A 21,924-nucleotide genomic window follows, 5' to 3' on the forward strand; every position below is an offset into this window, starting at 1 on the left:
AATCACCTTTCGCACACATTTCACTGCGTACCGCAGCCGCGCCGGTCCGACCTGCGCACTTCGCCAACCGGCCGCCGGTCCCGGCCGAAGGTTATTCACATCGTTGACAAGTCCCCGCCGCCCGTGTTGTCACCGCTTGTCGAACCGGCGCCGCCGCGGCCGGACGGTCCGGCGGCCGGACCCGGCCGCGACCGGCGGCCGACCGCTCCACCTGGGGTGATGCGCGGGGTCGTGACGTTACGTCCGTGTGACTTCACCCGTGATCTACTCCTCGCGTCATCCCGCCGGACGGCGACGAGGGCGGGCCGCACCCCCGGGCGCGGCCACCGAGGCACAGGGGCGAGCATGGAACTGATCGAGCGGTCCGCGGCGCTTGCGGCGCTGAGCGCGCTCTACGCCGAGGCGGCCGCCGGACGCGGGCAGGCGGTCATGATCAGCGGGCCGGTGGCGGTCGGCCGGACCGCGCTGCTGCGCGCCTTCGCCGGACGCGCGGCCGCCGCGGGCGCGCTGCACGTCGGCGCGGCGGCGCTGCGGACCGAGCGCGGCGAGGCGTTCGGGGTGGTGCGCAAGCTGCTGGGCGCGCTGCCCGCGCCGGGCCCGGGCGAGGCCGATCCGGTCGTGGAGGCCGCCCCGGACCGGTACGTCCTGGACGGCCCCTACCGTGCGCTCCTCGGCCGCGCCGCCGAGACGCCGCTGGTCATCAGCGTCGACGACGTCCACCACGCCGATCCGGACTCGCTGCGGTTCCTGCTGTACCTGTCGCGGCGGATCACCTCGGCGCGGGTGCTGATGGTGCTGACCGAGAGCACCGGCCCGTGGCAGGGGCACGGCTCGTTCCGCGCCGACCTGCTCAGCCAGCAGCACGGCCGGCTGCTGCGCCTGGACCCGCTGTCGCGGCGCGGCCAGACCGAGCTGCTGGCCACCCGGTTCGGCGCCTCGACGGCGCTGCGCCTCACCCCCGTCTGCGACGCGCTGAGCGGCGGCAACCCGCTGCTGGCGCACGCCCTGCTGGAGGACAACCAGGCCGTGGACGAGACCGCTGCCGACCTTTCGGTCGACGCCGCCTACACCCAGGCGGTGCTGGCCTGCCTGCACCACGGCGGGCCCGCGATGACCCGGGTCGCGCGGGCCCTGGCCGTCCTCGGCGAGCCGGTCTCGCCGACGCTGCTCGGCCGCCTGGTGGGGCTGAGCGGGGACCGCGCCGCCGAGGTGGTCGCGGCGATGGACGCGGCGGGCCTGCTCGCCGCCGGCCGGTTCCGGCATCCGGCGGCGCGCGCGGCGGTGCTGGACGGCATCGCCCCCGAGGACCACGCGACGCTGCACGCGCAGGCGGCGCGGCTGCTGCACGAGGCCGGCGCGGACGCCTCGGTCGTCGCCGTCCACCTGCTGGCCGCCGGGACCGTCGCGCCCTGGGCCGCGCCGGTGCTGACCGAGGCCGCCGAGGAGGCGCTGACCCGCGGCGAGCCCTACACCGCGGTCGCGCACCTGCGGCTGGCGCTGGCCGGTTCGGAGGACGAGCGGCACCGCGTCCGGACGGTCAGCACCCTCGCGCGCGCCGCGTGGCGGATCGACCCGGCGTCGGTGACGCGGCAGCTGCCCTCGCTGGTGCGCGCCGCGCGGGAGGGACGGCTCGGCACGCGGCAGATGGTCGAGCTGCTGCACTACCTGATTTGGCGCGGCATGCCCACCGAGGCGCTCCAGGTGCTGGAGCGGCTGTCGGCCGACCCCGGCCCGCCGTGGGAGCACGCGCTGCAGATCGAGGCCGTCCGGCTGCTGCTGGCGTGCCTGTACCCGGGGCTGGCGGGACGGCCCGCGTCCGGCGGCGCGGACGCGATTCGGCACGCCTCCCCCGCCGCCGTCCGGGAGGTGCGCGCCGCCGCGGCGCTGGCGGCCGCGCTGACCGGCGACCCGGCGGGCCCCGACGTCGCCGCGACCGCCGAGCAGGTGCTGCAGGAGGTCCGGCCCGGCGACACCGCCGGCTGGTCGGTGCTGGCCGCGCTCGCGGCGCTGGCCTGCGCGGACGACCCGGAGCCGGCGGCGCGCTGGTGCGACCTGCTGCTGTCGGGGACCGCCGCGCTCGGCGGCCCGGCCGAGCGGGCGGGACTGCTGGGGATCCGGGCCGTCCTGCACATCCGGCAGGGCGATCCGGAGGAGGCCGAGTGGCACGCCCGCGCCGCGCTGGCGCGCATCGCGCCGGCGGGGTGGGGGGTGGCGATCGGCGTCCCGATCGCGGTGATCGTCCTGGCCGCGACCGCGCGGGGACGCCACGACGACGCCGCTGCGTACCTGGCCATCGGCGTGCCCGAGACGATGTTCGAGACCCCCTACGCGCTGCCGTACCTGCTGGCGCGCGCCCGGTTCCGGCTCGCGACCGGCGACGCGGCGGCGGCGCTGCGCGACCTGCGGGCCGGGCAGGCGCTCACCGAGGCGTGGGGGTTCGCCTCCCCCGGCCTGGCGCCCTGGCACACCGGGGCGGCGCGTGCGCTTGTGGAGTCGGGCCGTCCCGACCAGGCGGCGGCGCTGCTGGACGACCAGCTCGTCCGCGTCCCGCCGCCGGCGTGGGAGCAGGTCTCCGGGCCGTGGGACCGGCCCGGCGCCGGGTACGCCGGCGACCTCGGGCTCGGGGAGTACGGCGAGCGGATCGAGGACCGCGCGCTGTACTCGGCGCTCGCCGGCGGGTCCGGGCCCGCGGGCGGCGGCCCGTCCGGAACCGGCCCCGAACCCCCGGGCGCCTCGCCGGACGGCGAGCTGGAGCCGCCGCTGACCGAGGCGCAGCGCCGCGTCGCCGAGCTGGCCGCGCTCGGCCGGACCAACCGGCAGATCGCCGCCGACCTGGGCATCACGGTCAGCACCGTGGAGCAGCACCTCACCCAGGTGTACCGCAAGCTGGGCGTCTCCCGCCGCGCCGAGCTGCGGTCGCGGCGCCCCCCGGAGGAGCCGTGATCGAGCTGCGTCGGCTGAGCAAGCGCTACCGGACCTCCGCGGTGCTGGACGACCTGACCGCCACGGTCGGACCGGGCCAGGTCACCGCGCTGGTCGGCCCGCACGAGGCGGGCAAGACCACGGTGCTGCGGCTGATCGTCGGGCTGGTCGCGCCCACCCGCGGCACCGCGACCGTGATGGGCCGCCGCTACGCCGACCTGCCCGACCCGATGCGCCGGGTCGGGGTGCTGCTGGACCCGCCTGGCGCGCACGGCGGCCTGCGCGTCCGCGACCACCTGCTGTGGCTGGCCCGCAGCAACGGCATCCCGCGCCGCCGCGTCGCCGAGGTGTGCGGGCTGACCGGCCTGGACGGCACGAGACGGCACCGCATCCGGACCCTGCCTCCCGGGCTGCGGCTGCGGCTGGCCGTCGCCGGGACGCTGCTCGGCGACCCCGAGACGCTGATCTACGACAGTCCCGCGGCGGGCTTCGCTCCGGCGGGCGCGGACTGGGCGGGCGCGCTGCTGCGCGGCCTGGCCGGCGCGGGCCGCACGGTCCTGGTCACCGGCCGCCGCATCGACGAGCTGGACGGCGTCGCCGAGCGGTTCCTGGTGCTGCACCGGGGCCGGCTGGTCGCCGACGGCAGCGCCGACGACCTGATGCGCGCGGACGCGGCCGAGCGGGTCCTGGTGCGCTGCGACGACCCCGGCTACCTCGCCCGCCGGCTGGCCGAAGCCGGAGCGGTGGTCCGCTTCGCCGGCCGCGACGGCCTCCTGGTGACCGGCCTGCACGGCGCGGAGATCCACCGGCTGACGGTGCGCTGCGCCGTCCGCCTGCACGAGCTGACCCCGCAACGCACCACCCTGGAACAGGCCTACCGCGTCCTGACCACCCCGCCAGGAACCCCATGACACCCCCACCCCGCCCATCCCCTGCCGCAGCAGCCCCACCGAAACTCACATCACGCCCGTCCCTTCACGCCGCCGCGACAACCCCCCTGACACACGCATCGCAACCACCCCTGCCCACCGTCACGCCAGGCCCCGCAACGCGCGCGCCGCAACCATCCCTGCACGCCCTCGCCGCAGGCCCGACGACGCACAACGCACGACCGTTCCAACATGCGGCCGCGACAAGCCCCGCAGCACCCGCGGCACGCGCGACACGTCCGCTCCTAAATGCCGTCGCGCGACGCCCCGCGGCACGCGTCGCGCGCCCGTCCCCACATGCCGAAGCGGCAGACCCTGCGGCACGCGCGGCGCGTCCGCTCCTGAACGCAGTCGCGGCAAGCCCTGCGGCGCACGCAGCGCGTCCGTTTCTGCGTCCCGTCACGGGACTCCCTGCGGCACGTGCGGCGCGATCGCTCCTGAACGCGGTCGCGGCAGGGCCTGTCGCGCACGCAGCGCGATCGTTCCTGCATGCCGTCGCGGGACGCCCCGCAGCACCCGTCGCGTGGCCGTTCCGGCACGCCGCAGCGGCAGACCCTGCGGCATGTGCGGCGCGTCCGCTCCTGAACGCGGTCGCGGCTAGCCCTGTGGCACACGCAGCGCGATCGTTTCTGCGTGCCGTCGCGGGACGCCCCGCAGCACACGTCGCACGGCCGTTCCCGCATGCCGCAGCGGCAGACCCTGCGACACGTGCGGCACATCCGCTTCTGCATGCCGTCGCGGAACGCCCCGCGGCACGCGTCGCACGGCCGTTCCCGCATTCCGCAGCGGGAGGCCCTGCGGCGCGCGCGGCGTGTTCGTTGCTGCGTGCTGTTGTGGGAGGGCCGGTGGCTGTCGCGGGGCTGTTTCTGTGCGCGGTCGCGGGGGGCTGGTGATGCGCGTGGTGCGGGCGTTTCTGCATGCGGTGTGGGCGGAGGGGACGAAGTTGCCGGCGTTGCCTGCGACTCGGCGGGTGCTGGTGGTGGCGGCGCTGCTGGCGGTGGTGTTGCGGGTGCGGCAGCCGGACGCGGCGGGCGGTGCGCCCGATGTCGGCGGCTACGTGCTGGTCCAGGTGCTGGCGGCAGCGCTCGGGGCCCTCAGCGTCACCTCGGAGTACGCAACCGGGATGATCCGGCTCAGCCTGGTGGCGGTGCCCCGGCGCGGCCGGGTGCTGGCCGCCAAGGCGGTCGTCTGCTCGGCGGCGTCCTTCCTGATCGGGGCACTGTCGGGGCCGGCGGGCGGACTGTACCTGGCGCTGGCCGGGGTGACCGGGGTGGCGACGGGGTTCCTGGTGCGCTCGGCGACCGCGGCCTGGGCGCTGCTGGTCGGGGCGGCGGTGGGCGACTCGCTGCTGGTCCGGCTGCTGCCGGACGGTCCGGCCCGGGTCGCCGAGCGGTACTCGCCCACCGCGGCGGGAGACCGGCTCCTGGGCGGACGGCACGTCCAGCACGTGCCGTCCCCCTGGGCCGGTGCGGGGCTCCTCGCCGCGGTGGCGCTCATCGCTCTGGCGAGCGCGTTGGTCGTCTCCCGCCACCGGGAGCATTGAATGGACACGCCGACCGCGTCCACCTCACCCGGTGCCCGCGTCGCGCCCGGCAGTCAGACCACGCCCGGTGGTCGGGCCTTGCCCGGCGGTCAGACCACGGCCGGCGGTCGGGCCTTGTCCGGCGGTCAGACCGCGGTCGGCGGTCGGGCTTTGGCCGGCGGTCGGCCGCGGCCGGCGCCCAAGGCGCGACCGTCAGTCGGGCCGTGCCCGGCGCTCGGGCCTTGGCCGGCGGTCGGGCCTTGGCCGGGGACCGGGGCGCGACCGTCGGTTGGGCAGCGTCCGGCGGTCGGGCGGGGTCCGGCGGTCGGGCCGGTGGTGGGCGGGGTCAGACCACGCCGACCGTTCTGCCTTCCATGCGCGTCGCCACCTCCGTCCACAGCTCGGCGCAGTCGCGGGCCAGTTGGGCGACGACGCCGACCCGGTGCGGCGGGACGTTGTTGATGATCTCGTCCCAGTCCTGCTGCTTCAGCGTGTGCACGTTGAGCAGCATGAGCAGGTTGCGGCCGGTCTCGGTGAAGCGCAGCGCCGGGTCCCCGCGCAGCCGCTCCACCACCGCCGCCCGCTCGGACGGCGGGGTCCGGCGCTCGGCGGCGCGCCGGGCCGCGGGCGCGCGGCGGCGCGCGGCCAGGCTGACGGTGCGGTTCCGCTCCGAGCGCGGCGCCGGCACCGGGTCGGCGCCCTGGTTGAGGCGGTTGCGCACGTCCCGGACGGTCTCGGGCGAGATGCCCACCGCGCGCGCCACCTGCCGGAGCGACAGCCCCGGATCCTTGCGGATCAGCTCGGCGGCCAGCCGCCGGCCCTCCACCCCGTTCACCGGCCGGGCCCGGCCGTCCTGCCCGATCCGCACCTCGGCGGTGCCCCGGGTGCGGCGCCTGATCTCGGCGACCGTGCCCGGCGCGATCCCGGTGGACGAGGCGATGCGGCGGTCCGACCACTGGGGGTGCGAGGCGATGATCCGCTCGGCCGCGCTCTTGCGGTCCGCCAGCGACAGCGGCAGCCCGTGCGCGATGTTGTGCTGGACCGCGACGACGAACGCGTCCGCCGCGTCGCCGTCGAAGAACCGCACCGGGATCCGGTCGTCGCCGCGCAGCCGCGCGGCTCTGAGGCGGTGCGCCCCGTCGATGACGTTCATCGTGGCGCGGTGCACCAGAATGGGCGGCAGTTCGTCCTCCACCGCCGCCAGTGCCTGGACGTGGTCCGGGTCCTCCCCGAGGACGCGCGGCGAGTCCCTGGTGGACAGCGCCGCGATCTCAACGAACCGGACCACCGTTTCCGCGCCGATCTCCATGCATTCCTGCCCTGAATTCACTTCAGCTCCCGCGGCAAGCATCCATCAAGTTTCCGGCCGATCATCCGCTGAATTTCCCGCCATCATCCTCCCCCCTGCGAAAAACATATCGATTCGCGCCCATATTGAATGGCGAGATTCACCATAACAGCGGCCGTCGGGGCCGGATACCCCCTACACTCCCCAGAGCGATCCCGGAATACGGACGGAACCATATCCGTGTACTGGATGGCCTTTATCCCACCCTCGCAGGGGACTCGGCGCCCGCTGACCTGCGTTCCGCCCCATCCGCCCCGCCATCCCCCTAAGCGCGCGTAGGGGACGGGCCGTCCGCCCGGCCGAAGCCCCCGCGATGAACGACGGCGCCGGCGGCCGCGAAATGGCCCGACAATACAACACCGCCGCCCATTCGCGCCGGACGAACCGGCATCCAATCCGAAAACGCGAAGAGCGCCTCCGGTGAACGGAGGCGCCCTTCGCGCCCGAAGTTTCCGGCCGGTCCTCAGACGCCGGTTTCGGCGAGGCTCCGGCGGTGCTCGCCCACATGCACCTTCCGCAGGTACACCGCCCACGTCAGCGCCGTGCAGGCGACGTAGAATCCCGCCAGGATCAGCAGCGCCGGCGTGATGCCGCCCGTCCGCTCGATCGAGATCCGGAACGTCTGCTGGATCAGCACACCGCCTGCCGCGCCGACGGCCGAGATAATCCCGATCGCCGCCGCCGCCGTCCGCCGCGCGCTCGCCAGCGCCGCCGCCTCGTCCACCTGACCGCGAGCCGCTCCGGGCACCGACGCCAGCGCCCGCGCCCGGAAAATCGCCGGGATCATCTTGTAGGTCGAGCCGTTGCCCAGTCCCGTCGCGACGAACACGAACAGGAACGCGCTCAGGAACAGCGGCCACGACCCGGCCTTGGCCGCCCACGCCACCGCCGCGACACCGGCGCCCATCAGCAGGAACGTCACCACCGTCACGCGCGCCCCGCCCAGCCGGTCGGCCAGCCAGCCGCCCAGCGGCCGCGCCAGCGACCCCGCCAGGGCGCCCAGCCAGATCACGTGCGCGCCGTTCACGTGCGGGAACTGGCTCTTGATCAGAACCCCGAACGTGAAGCTGTAGCCGATGAACGACCCGAACGTCCCCACGTACAGCACCGACATCACGACCGTCTGCGGGTCCCGCGCCGAGGCGGCCATCTCCCGCGGCGTGTACGCCGAGGACGCGTGCGCCAGGTTGTTCATCAGGAAGTACGCCGCCGCCGCGGCCACCAGCACCAGCGGCATCCACACCCAGCCGACCGCAGCCAGCCCCGCCGCCACGATCAGCGGCGGCATCGCCAGCTGCGTCACCGACGTCCCGAGGTTGCCGCCCGCCGCGTTCAGCCCGAGCGGGAGCCCCTGCCGGTCAGCGGGGTAGAAGTGCGTGATGTTCGCCATCGACGACGCGAAGTTCCCGCCGCCGAGCCCCGTCGCCGACGCGATCAGCAGCAGCGCCCAGAACGGCAGCTCCGGATGGTGCACCGCATAGACGAACAGCCCGCACGGGACGAGCAGCAGCAGCGCGCTCACCACCGTCCAGTTCCGCCCGCCGAACCGGGCCGGCGCGAAGGTGTACGGCACCCGCATCGCCGCCCCGACCAGGTTCGGAAGCGTCGTCAGCCACAGCGTCTGCCCGACCGACAGCGCGAACCCGGCCGACTTCAGGTTCAGCACCGCGATGCTCCACAGCAGCCACACGCAGAACCCGAGGTGCTCGGTGACGATCGACACCACCAGGTTCCGGGTCGCCACCCGCCGTCCGGTGGACGCCCAGAACCCCGGGTCGTCCGGATTCCAGTCCTCGATCCAGCGGCCCCGACGGCGGACGTCCCGGGCCTGGTCGATCAGCGCCGTCATGGCGTCTCCTCACGGTGTCCTCGATGCGATACCGCGAGAATCTAGAAGCGCCGCGTTACACAACGGCACGCACCGTGTACCCCCACTGCTACATCGTCCGCACACCCGACACACCCCCATGTGAGCCGCACACCCAGCTCAACGCCCTGTGAGGAACCCCCCTCCGCCCCAAAACGCCCCCACCCCGCAAACCGCCACGAGCCGCCCAGCACGCAAAACCCAGCGCGCCGGGACGCGCGGCTCGGCGCCCAGAGCGCCGTGAGCAGCCCAGCACGCGGGACGCTGCGCGCCGGGCACGGCGCGTGGGGGCGGGGCGCGGGACGCATGGCTCGGCGCAGGACGCGGTGCCCAGAGCGCCGCGCGCGGCCCAACGCGGAGCGCAGGGCACAGGGCCCAGCGCGCGGAGCGCATAGCGTCGGGCGTCGGGCGTCGGGCGTGGGGCGCAAGGGGCGGGGCGCGGGACGCGCGGCTCAGCGCGGGGCGCGGTGCCCAGAGCGCCGCGACCGGCCCAACGCGGAGCGCAGGGCGCAGCGCGCGGAGCGCAGGGCGCAGCGCGCGGAGCGCAGGGCGCAGCGCGCGGAGCGCAGCGCGCGGAGCGCAGCGCGCGGAGCGCAGGGCGCAGCGCGCGGAGCGCAGGGCGCGGAGCGCAGGGCGCAGCGCGCGGAGCGCAGGGCGCGGAGCGCAGGGCGCAGGGCGGGGCGCAAGGGACGGGCGCGGGACGCGCGGCTCGCCGCGGGGCGCGGTGCTCAGAGCGCCGTGAGGCGCCCAGCGCGCGGGGTGCGGGCGCGGGGTGCGGGGCGCGGGGTGCGGGGTGCGGGCGCGGGGTGCGGGGTGCGGGGTGCAGGGCGCGGCTCGGGTGCAGGGCGCGGCGGGGCGGCCCTGCGCTGGGGGCGTGGTGAGGGCGGTCCAGCGCTCATGCGCGCGAGTGGCTCGGCGTGCGGGGCGTCGGGAGCGGATCAGGGCCCAAGGGACCGCGGTGTTCAGGGTTCAGGGGGTGGTGAGGGGCTCGGCGCGGTAGGCCTCGTGGAGGAGGGCGACGAACTCTGCGGCGTCCGGCAGGGCGACGGCGCCGAGACGGCGGACCTCGACGCCCGGCGTCCAGGAGTTCATCACCACCGCCCCGGACAGGTCCGCCACGCCCTCCGGCGTCACCTCCTGGACGATCTGCGGCACGCCCATCGCCTCCAACTGCCGCCGGACGATCCCCATCGTCGTCCCGACCAACATCGGCGCGTCCGGCCACACCACCGCCTCGGCCTCGCCGTCCCAGAACGCCAGGTTCCAAATGGTCGCCTCCGACATCCGTCCCCGGCGATCCACGAACGCGGTGTCGTCGAAGCCCTCGGCTTCCGCCCGCCGCCGGTAGTAGGTCTTCCCGACCTCGCCGACGTGCTTGATCGCGGGGAGGTCCCGCTCGTGCTCGACAGCGGCCAACGCCAGCGGTCCCCGCGGCCCCTCCGCCGCCGGACGCGTCCGGACCAGCACCTCCAGGTCGGCATCCTCCGCAGCGGGCTGCGATGAATACACACGAACGCCGACAGCGTCAGGTCGTCCGGGCCCGCCTCGATGCCCGCGCGCAGCAGCTCCCGCACCCGCTCGTCCGGGACGGCGCGTCCGAAAAGCTCCAGCGACGCGTTCCGCAACCGGTCCAGATGCAGGTCCAGGCCGCGAACCTCGCCACCGCGCACCTGCATCGCGGTGAAATGCGCATACCCGGCGAAAGCCAGCGGCCCCAGCTCCGCGGCGGTCGCCGGACGCCCATCCCGCTGCACGACGAACTCAGAAACGGCGGTTCCCATCGCTCTCTCCCCAACCCTCGACGCGAACCACCACCCTGCCCGATCAAAGCGGCAACAGCACCGCCACCGCGCCAGGACACCGGCGCGCCGTGCGGTCAGTGAGTCCGAGCCGACAGCGAGTCAGAACCAGCAGCGCGACCAAGCCGTCCGCGACCCGTGCGATCGGCGCTGCGCACGGCCAGCGCGGCGGAGCCGTCCGCGCGGCGTGCGGTCAGCGCGGCCGAGGCGTCCTCGCGGCGATGCCGTCTGGGCGGCATGCGGTCTGCGCCTCGTGCGGTCAGCGCGTCGCCGGTCGGCGCGGCGGAGCCGGCAGCGCTGTCGAACCGGCAGCGTGCTGCGCGGTCAGTGCGGCGTACGGGCCAGCGCGGCCGGACCGGCGGCGCGGCCGAGCAGTCTGCGCGGTGTACGGCCAGCGCGGCGAAGCGGTCGGGGCGCCGTGCGGTCGGCGCGGCCGGACCGGCAGAGCGGTCGGCGGGGCGGGGCTGGCAGGGCGGTGGGGTGGGTGTGGGTGGGGCGCGAGCGGGGTGGAGGTTGGTTTCAGTGGGGTGTGGTGGGTTGGGGGGTTTCGGGGGTGGGGGTGCTGTCTGGGGGTTTGCGGGTCTGGCGGGTGCGGCGGCGCGGCTGCGGGGGTGGTGTGGGGTCGGGGGCGGGCCACACCGGGGAACGTCCGGACGAGCGCAGTACCGCTTCCCACGCGTCGCCGCGTCCGGCCTCGCGGACGGCCGACAGCGGCAGGTGCGGCACGCCCCAGTGCCACGCCGACACCAGCAGCTCGGGATCCTGCGGGCGGTAGTCGGCGCCGACCGCGCGCGCCAGGTCCCAGGCGTGCAGGTGCCATTCCACGCACGCCGCGCCCGCGTGGTCGCCGACGGTGTACTTGGTGCCCCGGTACACCAGGTGCGTGCGGTCCCACATGTCGGGCATCAGGTCGGCGTACGCGCCGGCCGACACCGTGAACGCCGTGATCCGCCCGCCGCCGGGCTCCGGCGGCAGCACCGCCAGCTCCGCCGCGTTCTGCCGGGCCTGCTGGCGGATCAGCACCGCCGCCGCCGCGTCCTGCGCGAACAGCTTCGCCAACCGGCTGTCCGGGGAGTCCTGCAGGTACTCCAGGTAGCTCTCGGCGACGCAGCGCAGGTGCCCGGCCAGGTCCATCACCTGCCACTCGGTGCAGGGGGTCGGAGCGGTCCAGTCGGTCACCCGCGCCGCCAGGTCGCGGATCGCCCGCACCCCGGCCTGATAGCACTCCAGGACCCGTTCCCGGTCCGGCGGCGTGCGCTCCACCTGCATTCCCCCCGCGTTCGCGAAAGCCCCCCGAGCTCCGGTGGCTGCCAGTTCCGGCCGGACCGCCCCGCCCCCCAGCGGTGGCCCCCGGCGCTCCCCGAGAGGGGAGGATGCCAAAGTTCGCTCTCCGGTGCCACTCCGCTCCGCTGTGTCGTCGGCTTAGTGCGTGTCAAAAGCTCACCTCGCCCCGTCCGGACGAGCGGCCCCGACGACCGGACGACCCGGGCGACCCGGGCGGCGAGCCCGCCCGGACGACCTGAGCGGAAATCCTCGCGGTCGGCCCGAGCGGAAAGCCTGCGCAGCGGATCTGAGCGCCGAGGCCCCCGCGCGTGTCGCGGCAGGCAGGGTGCCCGGGTCCGGTGCGTGGACGTGGCGTCAGGCCACGGCGGTGACACCCCGTCCCGCACGGTAGCTCAACCGGTGGGTCTCGCGGGCGGTCCGGAGCCGATCGATCTCGTCGGTCCACGGGCGGACGCTCCACCGGGCGCGGGCCTTGCGGGCGGCGATCTCGGCGGCGCGGCGGGCGGCGCCGTCCTGGCCCTCGGGCGCGTAGGTCTTCGGGCCCATCTCGACCCGCTCGGCGGCCTGCGCGGCCTCGATGGCGGCGGTCAGCGCGAGGTCGAACGCGACGTCCAGCGCCTTCACCTCGTCCGCCGGACGGCCCTCGGCCTGCGCGGCGCGCAGCGCGGCCTCGGCGGACGTGGCGTCGCCGAGCCGGTCGCGGTAGGTGCCGGCCAGACCGCGGTCGGCCTCCATCCGCGCGGCGACGTCCTTGCTGATGCGGCGACCCAGCGGCATGCGGTGCTCCTCGAACCTCGTGCTCGTACGCGTGCGCGTACGTCGTCATCCGTCGATCTTCGTGACCGGTCAGGGGCCAGCGTACGCTCGGGACACGCCGGTTGTGACCCCGGACACCCCGAATCCCGCCTTTACGCAGTAAGGTGAGCGGTGTCGCCGCCCGCGAGCAGGAGGGACCGTCCATGGTCCGGCAGCCGAGCATCAACGCCCAGCACCGCCCACCGCTCACCACCGACCGGATCATCGAGTCCGCGCTGCACATCATCGACGGCCAGGGCCTCGCCCGGCTCACCATGCGCCGGCTCGGCGACGCGCTGGAGGTCGAGGCGATGGCGATCTACCACCACCTCCCCCGCGGCAAGGAGCAGCTGCTCGACCACCTGGTCGCGCACGTCGGCGCGATGCCCGCCCCGGACCCCGGCGGCGCGGGCTGGCGGGAGAGCCTGATGGGCTGGGCGCGCGGCTACCGGGCCCGCCTGGTCGAGCACGCGGGCGTGCTGCCGCTGCTGGTCACCCACCGCAACCCGCCCGCGCTCGCCGAGACGGTCGCCTCGCTGCGCGAGCACCTGCGGCTCGGCGGCGTCCCCGAGCAGACCGCCGCCGTCGCCGCGCACACCCTGCTCGGCTACGTCATCGGACACGTCGCGCTGGAGGTCCGCGACACGCGGGGCGACCTGCGCGCCGAACCCGGTGAGCCCCCCGTCGACTGGGACGCCCGCTTCAACGCGGGCCTCGACCTGGTCCTGGCCGCCGTCAACCCCGGCTGACCTCGGCTGACCTCGCGGCGCTCAGTCCTCGACGACCAGCATCTCCAGGGTGCGGGGGCCGTGCGGCGGGCCGTCCCCGGGCGTGGCGACGGGAGGTCCGCTGATCCAGGCCTGCGGGACGTCCGGGTCGAGCCGCCGCACCGCCTCGGGCACCGAGCCCACGATCTGGTCGGCGTGCACGACGCACAGGTGCCGGTCCGGGACGAGCGTCAGCGCGCGGCGCCCCTGCGCGCGTCCGCCGTCCAGCACGACCGTGCCGGTCTGCGCCACCGCCGCCGCGCAGCCGGTCACCACGCCGTCCACGGCCGCCAGGGCCGGGACGTCCAGGACCGTCGAATCCGCCAGCGCCCGCACCCCGTCCAGGTCGGCGAGCCACCCGTACGGCAGGTCGGCCGGGACGACGATCCGCTTGGCCTCCCATCCCCACAGCACCGCCGCCACCGCCGTCGCCAGCTCGTCGCCGCCGACATGCCGGACGGCCACCCCGAGCGCCGCGACCCGCTCGGTGAACAGCGCCACCACATCCGCACGCGACGCCGCGTCCGGCCCGGTCAGCCGCGTCAGGTACCCGCGCGGCACCGCCACGTCCGCGCGCCGCCGCTCCCCGAGCGCCCCCCGCACCCCCGCCAACACCTCGTCCCGCCCACTCATCCGCCCCGCCCCCAGGACGCCCCGAAGCCGCACACACTCCCCCGACCCAGCACCTCGCTGCGCGCACTCCCCCGACCCGGCACCGCGTTGCACGCACTCCCCCGACCCGGCACCGCGTTGCACGGGCTTCCCTGGCCCGGCATCCGGCTGCGCGCACTCCGGCCCGGCGCTTCGCTGCGCGGGCTCTCACCGCGCGGCGCCTCGTCCCGCCCACTCATTTGGTGCTCCGGCGGGAGGGGGCGCGGCGGCGCCACCAGGCTCGGAAGGGCTCGGCGGGGGGTGCGGTGAGGTCGCGGGCCTCGGTCCAGCGGCCCAGCAGGCCGGGGAGCCGCCGGATCCGGCCGCCGCGCGACAGCAGCCGCGCCCACCGGGCGCCGCTTCCGGTCGCCGTCTCGAAGCGGCGCGCGTCGGCCATCGTCCAGGCGACGCCGCGCATCACCGCCAGCTCCGGTGTCGGGACGGGCCGGTGCCGCCGCGCGTCCACCACCTCGCCCCGCAGGTGCACCAGCAGGCCGGGGATGTCGATCTTCACCGGGCAGACGTCCGCGCACGCCCCGCACAGGGTGGACGCGAACGGCAGCGACGCCTCGGGAGCGCGGTCCACGCCGCGCGCCAGCGGCGTCCAGACCGCGCCGATCGGCCCGGACCGGCCCGTCCCGCGCGGGTCGAAGGGGCGCTCCCCCACCCGCTCGTAGACCGGGCACACTGCCGAGCAGGCACCGCAGCCGATGCAGCGCAACGCCTCGCGGCCGACCTCGTCGGCGAGGATCCGGGCGCGGCCGTTGTCGACCAGCACGACGTGCACCTCGCCCGGGCCGTCCCCCGGGACGGCGCCGGACCACGCCGACACCTGCGGGCTGAGCCGGTCGCCGCGCCCCGCGCGCGGCAGGAGCTGGAGCAAAACCTCCATGTCCTCCCATTCGGGGACGACCCGGTCCAACCCGGCGACGCACACCAGCGTCTCCGGCAGTGTCAGGCACGCGCGGGCCGCGCCGTCCGCCTCCAGCAGCAGGACGGTCCCGGAGTCGGCGACCAGGAAGTCGGCCCCGGTGACGGCGACGCGCGCCGCCCGCACCCGGTCGCGCCCCTCCGGCCCGGACGCGTCGAGCACCGCCAGACCGCGTGCGGCGAGCGAACCGGCCAGCCCGGTCTCGCGCAGGACGGGCCCGTCGGCGACCGCGACCTCGCCGTCCCCCGCGTCCCGGACGAGCGAGGCGACGATCCGGCGCGCGGCGGACGCGTCGCGCGCCCAGTGCACCGTCCCGCCCGCGTCCGCGACGGCCTGCTCGAAGGTCTCCAGGTGGACGTCCAGGTCCAGCAGCGCCCGGTCGCGGATGGCCGCGCCCGCCGCCCGCAGCGCCTCCCAGTCGGGCAGCTCGGAGACCGCCGCCGCCGTCCGCTCGCGCGCCGCGGCGGCCGACTCGGCCAGTTCGTGCCGCGCGCCGGCGTCCGCCAGTGCCTCCCGTGCCGCCTCGGCGAACCGCGGAACGACCGGTTTGCCTTCAGCTCTGCGCCGCCGCGCCGCGCTCCCCTGCTGGCCGTTCACCAGCCCCAGCAGCGCCCCGATACCGAACCCCGCGTGCGGATCAGGGCCGCCCGCAGCGGAAGTCACGAGCCCTCCCCTGCGAGCACGCCGGCCCCGGCGAGGGCCATGCCCGCGACGGGGATCATGAAGGGTCCCCGGTGGAGGCGAGGATCTCGGCGAGGTGGGCGGTGCGGACCCCGGCGCGGAGCCGGGACAGGGCGCCGCCGATGTGGGCCAGGCAGGCGTTGTCCAGGGCGCACACGACGTCCGCGCCCGTGTCGCGGACGTGCCGGACCTTGTCGGCGACCATCGCGACCGACACGTCCGCGTTCTTGACCGCGAACGCGCCGCCGAACCCGCAGCACTCCTCGCCGGCCGGCAGCTCGACCAGCTCAAGATCCTTCACCGCGCGCAGCAGCCGCAGCGGGCGGTCCCCGACGCGCAGCGCCCTGGCGGCGTGGCAGGTCGGCTGGTAGGTGACCCGGTGCGGGAACCGCGCGCCGACGTCGGTCACGCCCAGGACGTCCACCAGGAACTCGGTCAGCTCGTAGACCTCCAGGCCGGCGGCGGCGCGTTCGAGCCCGGGGTCCCCGGCGGCGCGGGCGATGCTCCGGTAGGACGACCGGACCGCCGCCGCGCAGGACGCCGACGGCGTCACGACCGTCCCCCCGGCCCCGGCGAAGACCCCGGCGAACCGCCGCGCGAGGCCCGCCGCCTCGCGCCGGTAGCCGGTCGTCCAGTGCAGCTGGCCGCAGCAGGTCTGGTCGGCCGGGAACACCACCTCGTGGCCCAGCCGCTCCAGCAGGGACGTCACCGCGCGCCCGGTGCCCGGGAACATCGCGTCGTCGACGCAGGCGACGAACAGCGCCACGCGCATCGGGCCTCACCTCCCCACGGCTCGGGCCCCGCCCCAAGGGGCAATCGTAGGGCTCAGGCCCCCGCCCACCGGGGCGGAACGATCGCTTTGGCGGAACCGGACGCGCGGCCGGTGCCGGACAGCGCACCGGACGAACCGGGGAAATTTACGCATCGGACGGCGTGTTGTGCTGTTGTCGTGACCTTTGCGCGGGCACGCTGATCACCTGCACCCGAGGGTGAGGCGGACCACACGCGAACGGTACGGAGGTACCACCGGACAATCGTCCCATCGGGCTATGGCAGCCCGGGGTCGAACCGTTCCACACTCGGATGCGTCGTAAAGAACAAGCACCACTCATCGAGCACCTGAGACCGGAGGCACGCCGATGTGCCCACACCAGCCGCACTGTCCCACCTCCGAAGGACCCGACCGCGACGCCGCGCGGACCGTGGCCTCCCACCCCGAGCAGGGGTGGAGCCTGCTGTGCAACGGCATCGTGATCTTCGAGGACACCGGTGAACTGCTCCCCGACGGGGAGGTCGTCGACCCGCACCGCCCGACCGATCTCGGTCTCGGCGCGGTGGCCTGACCAGTCTCGTACGGGGGACTAGTCCGAACGGGTGATCTTTCCGGGGGCGGCAGCACCCCACCGGACCCTCCGGCCACCCACCGGAGGCAGGGAACGGAAGAAGAACGAGCCCCGGCCGAGCCGCCGGGGCTCAACGCTGTCCAGCCCCGTCCAGGACCGGATCCGGCCACGCCTCCGTCCCCGAGCACGCGAAGCCAGCTCAGGCAGGCAAGCCCCGAGCAGGCATGCGAGGCCGACTCAGGCCGGTGAGGCCAGGACAGGCACGCCAGACCGGATAGGACGCGGCAAGCGCGTAAAGCCCGCTCAGGCGCGTCGAGCCGGATCAGGCATGTGAGGCCGACTCAGGCCCCTGGGCCCGTGGCGCCGGGTGGGGCCCGTGGCGCCGGGTCAGGCGCGGCCGATCCAGTGGCGGAGCCAGGTCTCCACCGCGATGCCGACGGCGGCGGGGTTCTTGTTCAGGTCGTGCCGCTCCCCCGGCAGGACGACCACGTCGATGCCGTCGGAGGGCTCCGGGACGCCGAACGGGTCGCGGTCGCCGTTCACCACCAGCGTCGGCATCCGCGCGGCGCGCAGCTCGCCCTCCCGCGACTTCTCCGGCTTCCCCGGCGGATGCAGCGGGAACGCCAGCGCCACCACACCCGACGCGCCCGCGTCCCGGGCCGTCCGGCACGCCACCCGCGCGCCGTTGCTGCGCCCGCCCTGCACCAGCGGGACGTCCCCGAACCGGTCGCGCAGCAGCTTGACGACCTCCAGCCACGCCTCGTCCTGCTTCTCGATCACGCCGGGCGCGCGCCGGCCCGCCTTGCGGAACGGCTGCTGCACCCGCGCCACCGCGCCGCCGAGCTCCAGCGCCGCCTCCCGGGCGGCCAGCAGGTCCGGCGCGTCCAGCCCGCCGTTCGAGCCGTGCGTCAGCACCATCAGGAACGCGGCCCCGTCCGCCGCGCGGGGATCGTCCACCGTCACCTCGGCGGGCCCGTGCGCCGTCAAGATCTCCATGTTGCTCACCGTAGCGCACCGGCCCCCCGCGTGACCACGGCCGTCCCTCCTGTTACAGACTGTGGCCATGAAGACGATGACCAAGGACGAATGGCACGCGTTCGTCACCGAGGGCACCCGCACCGGCAAGGTCGCGGTCACCCGCAAGAACGGCGCCCCGCACGTCACGCCCGTCTGGTTCGTGCTGGACGGCGACGACCTGCTGTTCAACACCGCCCTGGAGGGCGTCAAGGGCCGCGCGCTCGCCCGCGACCCGCGGGTGTCGATCGCCGTGGACGACCAGGAACCGCCCTTCTCGTTCGTGATGATCGACGGCAAGGCCGAGATCATCACCGACATGGACGAGATGCTGCGCTGGGCCGTCGCCATCGGCGCCCGCTACATGGGCAAGGAGAAGGGCGAGGAGTTCGGCAAGCGCAACGCCGTCCCCTCCGAGTGCCTGGTACGCGTCCACGTCACCAAGGTCGTCGCCCAAAGCGACCTAACCGCCTAACCCACCCACCAGGCCAAACCCGGGCTCCCGCCGAGCCCGGCCCCTCAACCACGCCAGGCCACCAGGCGCACCCTGCGCGTCAACCGCGCCCTCGGAGTCCGAGGCGTTGTGACCGTCAGGCGCACGCGGGAGGTCACTGGCGCCCGGGACGTCAGGCATGCCCTGCGCGTCGGGTGCGCCCCAAACGTCAAGCACGCAGGGGGCATCTAGCGCGCCCTGCGCGTCCTGGACGTCAGGCGTGGCCTGTGGGTTGGGGGTGCTTGGGGTGTTGGGTGTGGGCTCGGGGGGGGGCGGGGCTTGCGGGGGTGTTAGGTGGGGGCTAGGGGTCGGGCCAGGTGGGGGGGAGGGAGGCGGTGGGGCCCATGGCGAGGCGTAGGCGTTCGGCGAAGCTTTCGTGGAGCAGGGGGCCCCAGGTGTAGTCGGAGGGCACTCGGACGGCGCGTCCGATCACCTCGTGGGACTCGCCGGGACGGCGGTCGGCGGCTTCGGCCGCGTAGCGGACGCCCAGTAGGGCGTACATGTGGTCCAGTGCGCCGAACGCCTCGCCGGCCAGCGCGGGCAGCGAGCCCTCGGCGACCGACTGCTCCAGCAGCGGCTCCCACCACAGTTCGGCCTGGTCGTCGCCGTCGTCGGAGCCGAACTCGCGCCGCAGCCGCGCCCGCACCTGCGCGGCGGTCGCCGGGTCGGTCAGCCCGCGCCGCCAGGCCTCGCGGGCCTCGCCGTCGCGGCCGCGCAGCGGCAGGGTGCGGGCCAGCAGCTCGGTCGCCAGGGGGCCGACCTCGCTGTCGGTGGGTTCCCCGGCGGCGCCCAGCGCGGCGCCGAACGCGCCGATCGCCTGGTCCAGGCAGGCGATGCCGAGCGCGACGGCGAGCCGGGAGTGCGCGTGCGGCGCGGACTCTCGATCTATCAGCTTCAGGCCGGCTGTCAGCGCCCGCTGCGCGCGGGCGGGCTCGCCGCGCTCCAGCAGCCGCTGCGCCAGGTCGTGCGCGGCGAGCGGGCCGTACTCGCGGTCGCCGGTCGCGACGGTCCTCCTCCCAGTGCGCGCGGGCGCGGTCGAAGTCGCCCGCGTCGTCGGCGAGCCGGGCGAGCGCCAGGTGCGCGGGCGGCAGGTAGGACGGGTTGCCGAAGTCGACCACCAGGCGCCAGGCGGGTTCGGCCTCGTCCTGCTCCCCCGCGCGCTCGTGGGTGAGCGCAAGGTGGTAGGCGGCGCGCGCGCCGTATTCGGCGTCGCCGGTGGCGATCGCGGCGCGGTCGGCTTCGCGGGCCCCGGCCACGTCGCCCGCGTCGTCCAGCACGACCGCGAGGCCGAGCGCGGCGCGGGCCCGCAGCGGGGTGTCGCCGAGCGCCAGCACCTCCCCGAACAGCTCCGCCGCGCGGTCGGACTCGCCCTGCTCGGCCAGCCGCCGCGCCTCCTTGCACAGCTCCGCCGCGCGCGCGTCCGGGGCGAGTGTTTGGGGTGTGGGGGTCGGGCGGGCGGCGGGGGTGCCGGTCGCGGTGTCGGTGGACGGCTCGGGCGGCGGGCCGGGGCTGTCGCTCATGATCGTCTACTGCCCTCTGGGGACGGGGGTTCGGCGGACCGAGCCTAGCGATCCGGCCGCCCGGCGTCCCGCCCCGACACACCCGGACTTGATCATGTGCCCGGCCCGTCGCCTTTACAAAGTAGATCACTCCCCCGGACGAGCGAGGGCCCGCCCCGGAACCGACCGGGACGGGCCCTCGGGCAGCACGGGCGGGTCAGTCCTCGAACGCCTCCGGCGGCGGGCAGGAGCAGACCAGGTTGCGGTCGCCGTAGGCCTGGTCGATCCGGCGGACGGGCGGCCAGTACTTGCCCTCGCGCAGCGACGGCAGCGGGTAGGCGGCCTGCTCGCGCGTGTAGGCGTGCTTCCAGTCCTCGGTGACCAGCGCGTCGGCGGTGTGCGGCGCGTTCTTCAGCGGGTTGTCCTCGGCGTCGAACGTGCCGTCCGCGACGGCCTGGATCTCCCGGCGGATCTCCACCATGGCGTCCACGAACCGGTCGAGCTCGGCGAGGTCCTCGCTCTCGGTCGGCTCGATCATCAGCGTCCCGGCGACCGGGAACGCCAGCGTCGGGGCGTGGAAGCCGTAGTCGATCAGCCGCTTGGCGACGTCCTCGGCGGTGATCCCGGTGTCCTTGGTGATCTTCCGCAGGTCGGCGATGCACTCGTGCGCGACCAGCCCGTCCCGGCCCGTGTAGAGGATCGGGAAGTGCGGGGCCAGCTTGGCCGCCAGGTAGTTCGCGGCGATGATCGCGCCCCTCGGTCGCGGCGCGCAGCCCGTCCGGGCCCATCATGGCGATGTAGGCCCAGGAGATCGGCAGGATGCCCGCCGAGCCCCACGGCGCCGCCGAGATCGGCCCGACGCCGGTGTCCTGCGGGCCGGCCCTCGGCGCGCAAGCGGGTGGGACGGCAGGAACGGCGCCAGGTGCTCGCGGACGCCGACCGGGCCGACGCCCGGGCCGCCGCCGCCGTGCGGGATGCAGAAGGTCTTGTGCAGGTTCAGGTGGGACACGTCCGAGCCGAACTCGCCGGGACGGGCGAGCCCGACCAGCGCGTTCAGGTTCGCGCCGTCCACGTAGACCTGGCCGCCGGCGTCGTGCACGGCCTTGCAGACGTCGGTGATGGTCTCCTCGAACACGCCGTGCGTGGACGGGTAGGTCACCATGATCGCGGCGAGCGCGCCGCCGTGCTTGTCGATCTTGGCATGCAGGTCGTCCACGTCGATGTTGCCGCCGTCGTCGCACTTGACGACCACGACCTTCATCCCGGCCATCACCCGCGGACGCGGCGTTGGTGCCGTGCGCCGAGGACGGGATCAGGCAGATGTTGCGGTGGCTCTCCCCGCGCGACTCGTGGTACCCGCGGATGGCCAGCAGCCCGGCCAGCTCGCCCTGCGACCCGGCGTTCGGCTGCACCGACACCTTCGCATAGCCGGTGATCTCGGCCAGCCAGTCCTCCAGCTCGCCGATCAGCTCGACGTACCCGGCGGCCTGGTCGAGCGGCGCGAAGGGGTGGATGTTGGGCGAACTCCGGCCAGGTGACCGGCTCCATCTCGGTCGTGGCGTTCAGCTTCATCGTGCAGGAGCCGAGCGGGATCATCGACCGTCGAGCGCGATGTCCTTGTCCTGGAGGCGGCGCAGGTAGCGCAGCATCGCGGTCTCGGAGCGGTGCGCGTGGAACACCGGGTGGGTCAGGTACGGGGTCTCGCGGCGGACGGCGTCCAGCGCGTCCCCGGCCGGGCCCTCCTCGACGCCCTCGACGCCGAACGCCCGCCACACGGCGGCGACGTGCTCGTCGGTGGTGGTCTCGTCGCAGGCGATGCCGACGTGGTCGGCGTCGGCGAGGCGCAGGTTCACGCCCTGCTCGCGCGCGGCGGCGACGATCTGGGCGGCGCGGCCCGGCACGTTCACGAACACGGTGTCGAAGAAGTGCTCGTGGACGACCTCGACACCACCCGCGCGCAGCCCCGCGGCCAGGCGCAGCGCGTGCCCGTGCGCGCGCTGGGCGATCGCGGCCAGCCCCTCGGGGCCGTGGTAGACCGCGTACATGCTGGCCATGACGGCCAGCAGGACCTGCGCGGTG

Annotated in this window: 15 protein-coding genes and 2 pseudogenes; 6 read left to right on the forward strand and 11 right to left on the reverse strand. The window is 75.3% G+C overall.

All coding sequences use genetic code 11. The annotated features are described in order from the left end of the window. Nucleotides 1–345: 345 nt before the first annotated feature. The 3 genes from FHU30_RS44185 to FHU30_RS44195 all read left to right on the forward strand — a co-directional run bounded on the left by FHU30_RS44185 (nt 346) and on the right by FHU30_RS44195 (nt 5,394). A complete protein-coding gene (locus FHU30_RS44185) occupies nt 346–2,943 on the forward strand; it encodes an AAA family ATPase (protein WP_253883718.1) in 2,598 nt (865 codons plus the stop codon). Further along, the gene (locus tag FHU30_RS44190) at nt 2,940–3,833 is read left to right on the forward strand and encodes an ATP-binding cassette domain-containing protein (protein WP_253883719.1); all 894 of its coding nucleotides are present in this window, start codon (nt 2,940–2,942) and stop codon (nt 3,831–3,833) included. Before FHU30_RS44185 ends, FHU30_RS44190 begins: the two co-directional genes overlap by 4 nt. A gap of 970 nt (nt 3,834–4,803) precedes the next feature. Next, a complete protein-coding gene (locus FHU30_RS44195) occupies nt 4,804–5,394 on the forward strand; it encodes an ABC-2 transporter permease (protein WP_253883720.1) in 591 nt (196 codons plus the stop codon). Between the two features lie 325 nt (nt 5,395–5,719). On the opposite strand, the gene FHU30_RS44200 is transcribed toward FHU30_RS44195, so the two are convergent. The 5 genes and pseudogenes from FHU30_RS44200 to FHU30_RS44225 form a co-directional block, all read right to left on the reverse strand. Next, the gene (locus FHU30_RS44200) at nt 5,720–6,682 is read right to left on the reverse strand and encodes a ParB/RepB/Spo0J family partition protein (RefSeq protein WP_253883721.1); all 963 of its coding nucleotides are present in this window, start codon (nt 6,680–6,682) and stop codon (nt 5,720–5,722) included. Nucleotides 6,683–7,184: 502 nt separating this feature from the next. Further along, nucleotides 7,185–8,570, reverse strand: coding sequence for an MFS transporter (locus FHU30_RS44205; protein ID WP_253883722.1), 1,386 nt, complete (start codon nt 8,568–8,570; stop codon nt 7,185–7,187). A 987-nt stretch (nt 8,571–9,557) separates the two neighbouring features. Further along, nucleotides 9,558–10,369, reverse strand: a pseudogene (locus FHU30_RS44210) (aminotransferase class IV family protein). Nucleotides 10,370–10,906: 537 nt separating this feature from the next. Continuing rightward, on the reverse strand, nt 10,907–11,650 hold the full coding sequence (locus tag FHU30_RS44220; protein WP_253881902.1) for a maleylpyruvate isomerase N-terminal domain-containing protein: 744 nt from the start codon (nt 11,648–11,650) through the stop codon (nt 10,907–10,909). 375 nt (nt 11,651–12,025) lie between these two features. Further along, complete coding sequence (locus tag FHU30_RS44225; RefSeq protein ID WP_253881901.1) at nt 12,026–12,448, reverse strand: plectin; 423 nt, start codon at nt 12,446–12,448, stop codon at nt 12,026–12,028. A 143-nt stretch (nt 12,449–12,591) separates the two neighbouring features. Here FHU30_RS44225 and FHU30_RS44230 point away from each other — a divergent pair, with 143 nt between their 5' ends. Continuing rightward, nucleotides 12,592–13,215 carry a TetR/AcrR family transcriptional regulator gene (locus FHU30_RS44230; protein WP_253881900.1) on the forward strand — a complete coding sequence of 208 codons (624 nt, stop codon included), beginning with the start codon at nt 12,592–12,594 and terminating at the stop codon, nt 13,213–13,215. Nucleotides 13,216–13,236: 21 nt separating this feature from the next. On the opposite strand, the gene FHU30_RS44235 is transcribed toward FHU30_RS44230, so the two are convergent. From FHU30_RS44235 to FHU30_RS44245, 3 genes are all read right to left on the reverse strand, one after another. Next, the gene (locus FHU30_RS44235) at nt 13,237–13,866 is read right to left on the reverse strand and encodes a LutC/YkgG family protein (RefSeq protein WP_253881899.1); all 630 of its coding nucleotides are present in this window, start codon (nt 13,864–13,866) and stop codon (nt 13,237–13,239) included. A gap of 214 nt (nt 13,867–14,080) precedes the next feature. Continuing rightward, nucleotides 14,081–15,478, reverse strand: a complete 1,398-nt coding sequence (locus FHU30_RS44240; RefSeq protein WP_253881898.1) for an LUD domain-containing protein — start codon at nt 15,476–15,478, stop codon at nt 14,081–14,083. Between the two features lie 55 nt (nt 15,479–15,533). Continuing rightward, nucleotides 15,534–16,268: a (Fe-S)-binding protein gene (locus FHU30_RS44245; protein WP_253881897.1), complete on the reverse strand. Its 735-nt coding sequence runs from the start codon at nt 16,266–16,268 to the stop codon at nt 15,534–15,536. A gap of 367 nt (nt 16,269–16,635) precedes the next feature. On the opposite strand from FHU30_RS44245, the gene FHU30_RS44250 reads away from it, so the two are divergent. Continuing rightward, complete coding sequence (locus FHU30_RS44250; RefSeq protein WP_253881896.1) at nt 16,636–16,839, forward strand: DUF5999 family protein; 204 nt, start codon at nt 16,636–16,638, stop codon at nt 16,837–16,839. A gap of 387 nt (nt 16,840–17,226) precedes the next feature. On the opposite strand, the gene FHU30_RS44255 is transcribed toward FHU30_RS44250, so the two are convergent. After that, entirely contained in the window at nt 17,227–17,835 is a 609-nt protein-coding gene (locus tag FHU30_RS44255; RefSeq protein WP_253881895.1) for an alpha/beta hydrolase family protein, read from the reverse strand. A gap of 67 nt (nt 17,836–17,902) precedes the next feature. On the opposite strand from FHU30_RS44255, the gene FHU30_RS44260 reads away from it, so the two are divergent. Further along, nucleotides 17,903–18,328, forward strand: coding sequence for a PPOX class F420-dependent oxidoreductase (locus tag FHU30_RS44260; protein ID WP_253881894.1), 426 nt, complete (start codon nt 17,903–17,905; stop codon nt 18,326–18,328). A gap of 319 nt (nt 18,329–18,647) precedes the next feature. Here the strand turns inward: FHU30_RS44260 and FHU30_RS44265 are convergent, their stop codons facing one another. Together FHU30_RS44265 and gcvP are read right to left on the reverse strand one after the other, a co-directional pair. Continuing rightward, entirely contained in the window at nt 18,648–19,523 is an 876-nt protein-coding gene (locus FHU30_RS44265; RefSeq protein ID WP_253883724.1) for a hypothetical protein, read from the reverse strand. 539 nt (nt 19,524–20,062) lie between these two features. Beyond that, nucleotides 20,063–21,924: pseudogene (gene gcvP, locus FHU30_RS44270) on the reverse strand (aminomethyl-transferring glycine dehydrogenase); the annotation flags it as partial.

The organism is Actinomadura rupiterrae, assembly GCF_024172125.1.
Taxonomy (GTDB): Bacteria; Actinomycetota; Actinomycetes; order Streptosporangiales; family Streptosporangiaceae; genus Spirillospora; species Spirillospora rupiterrae.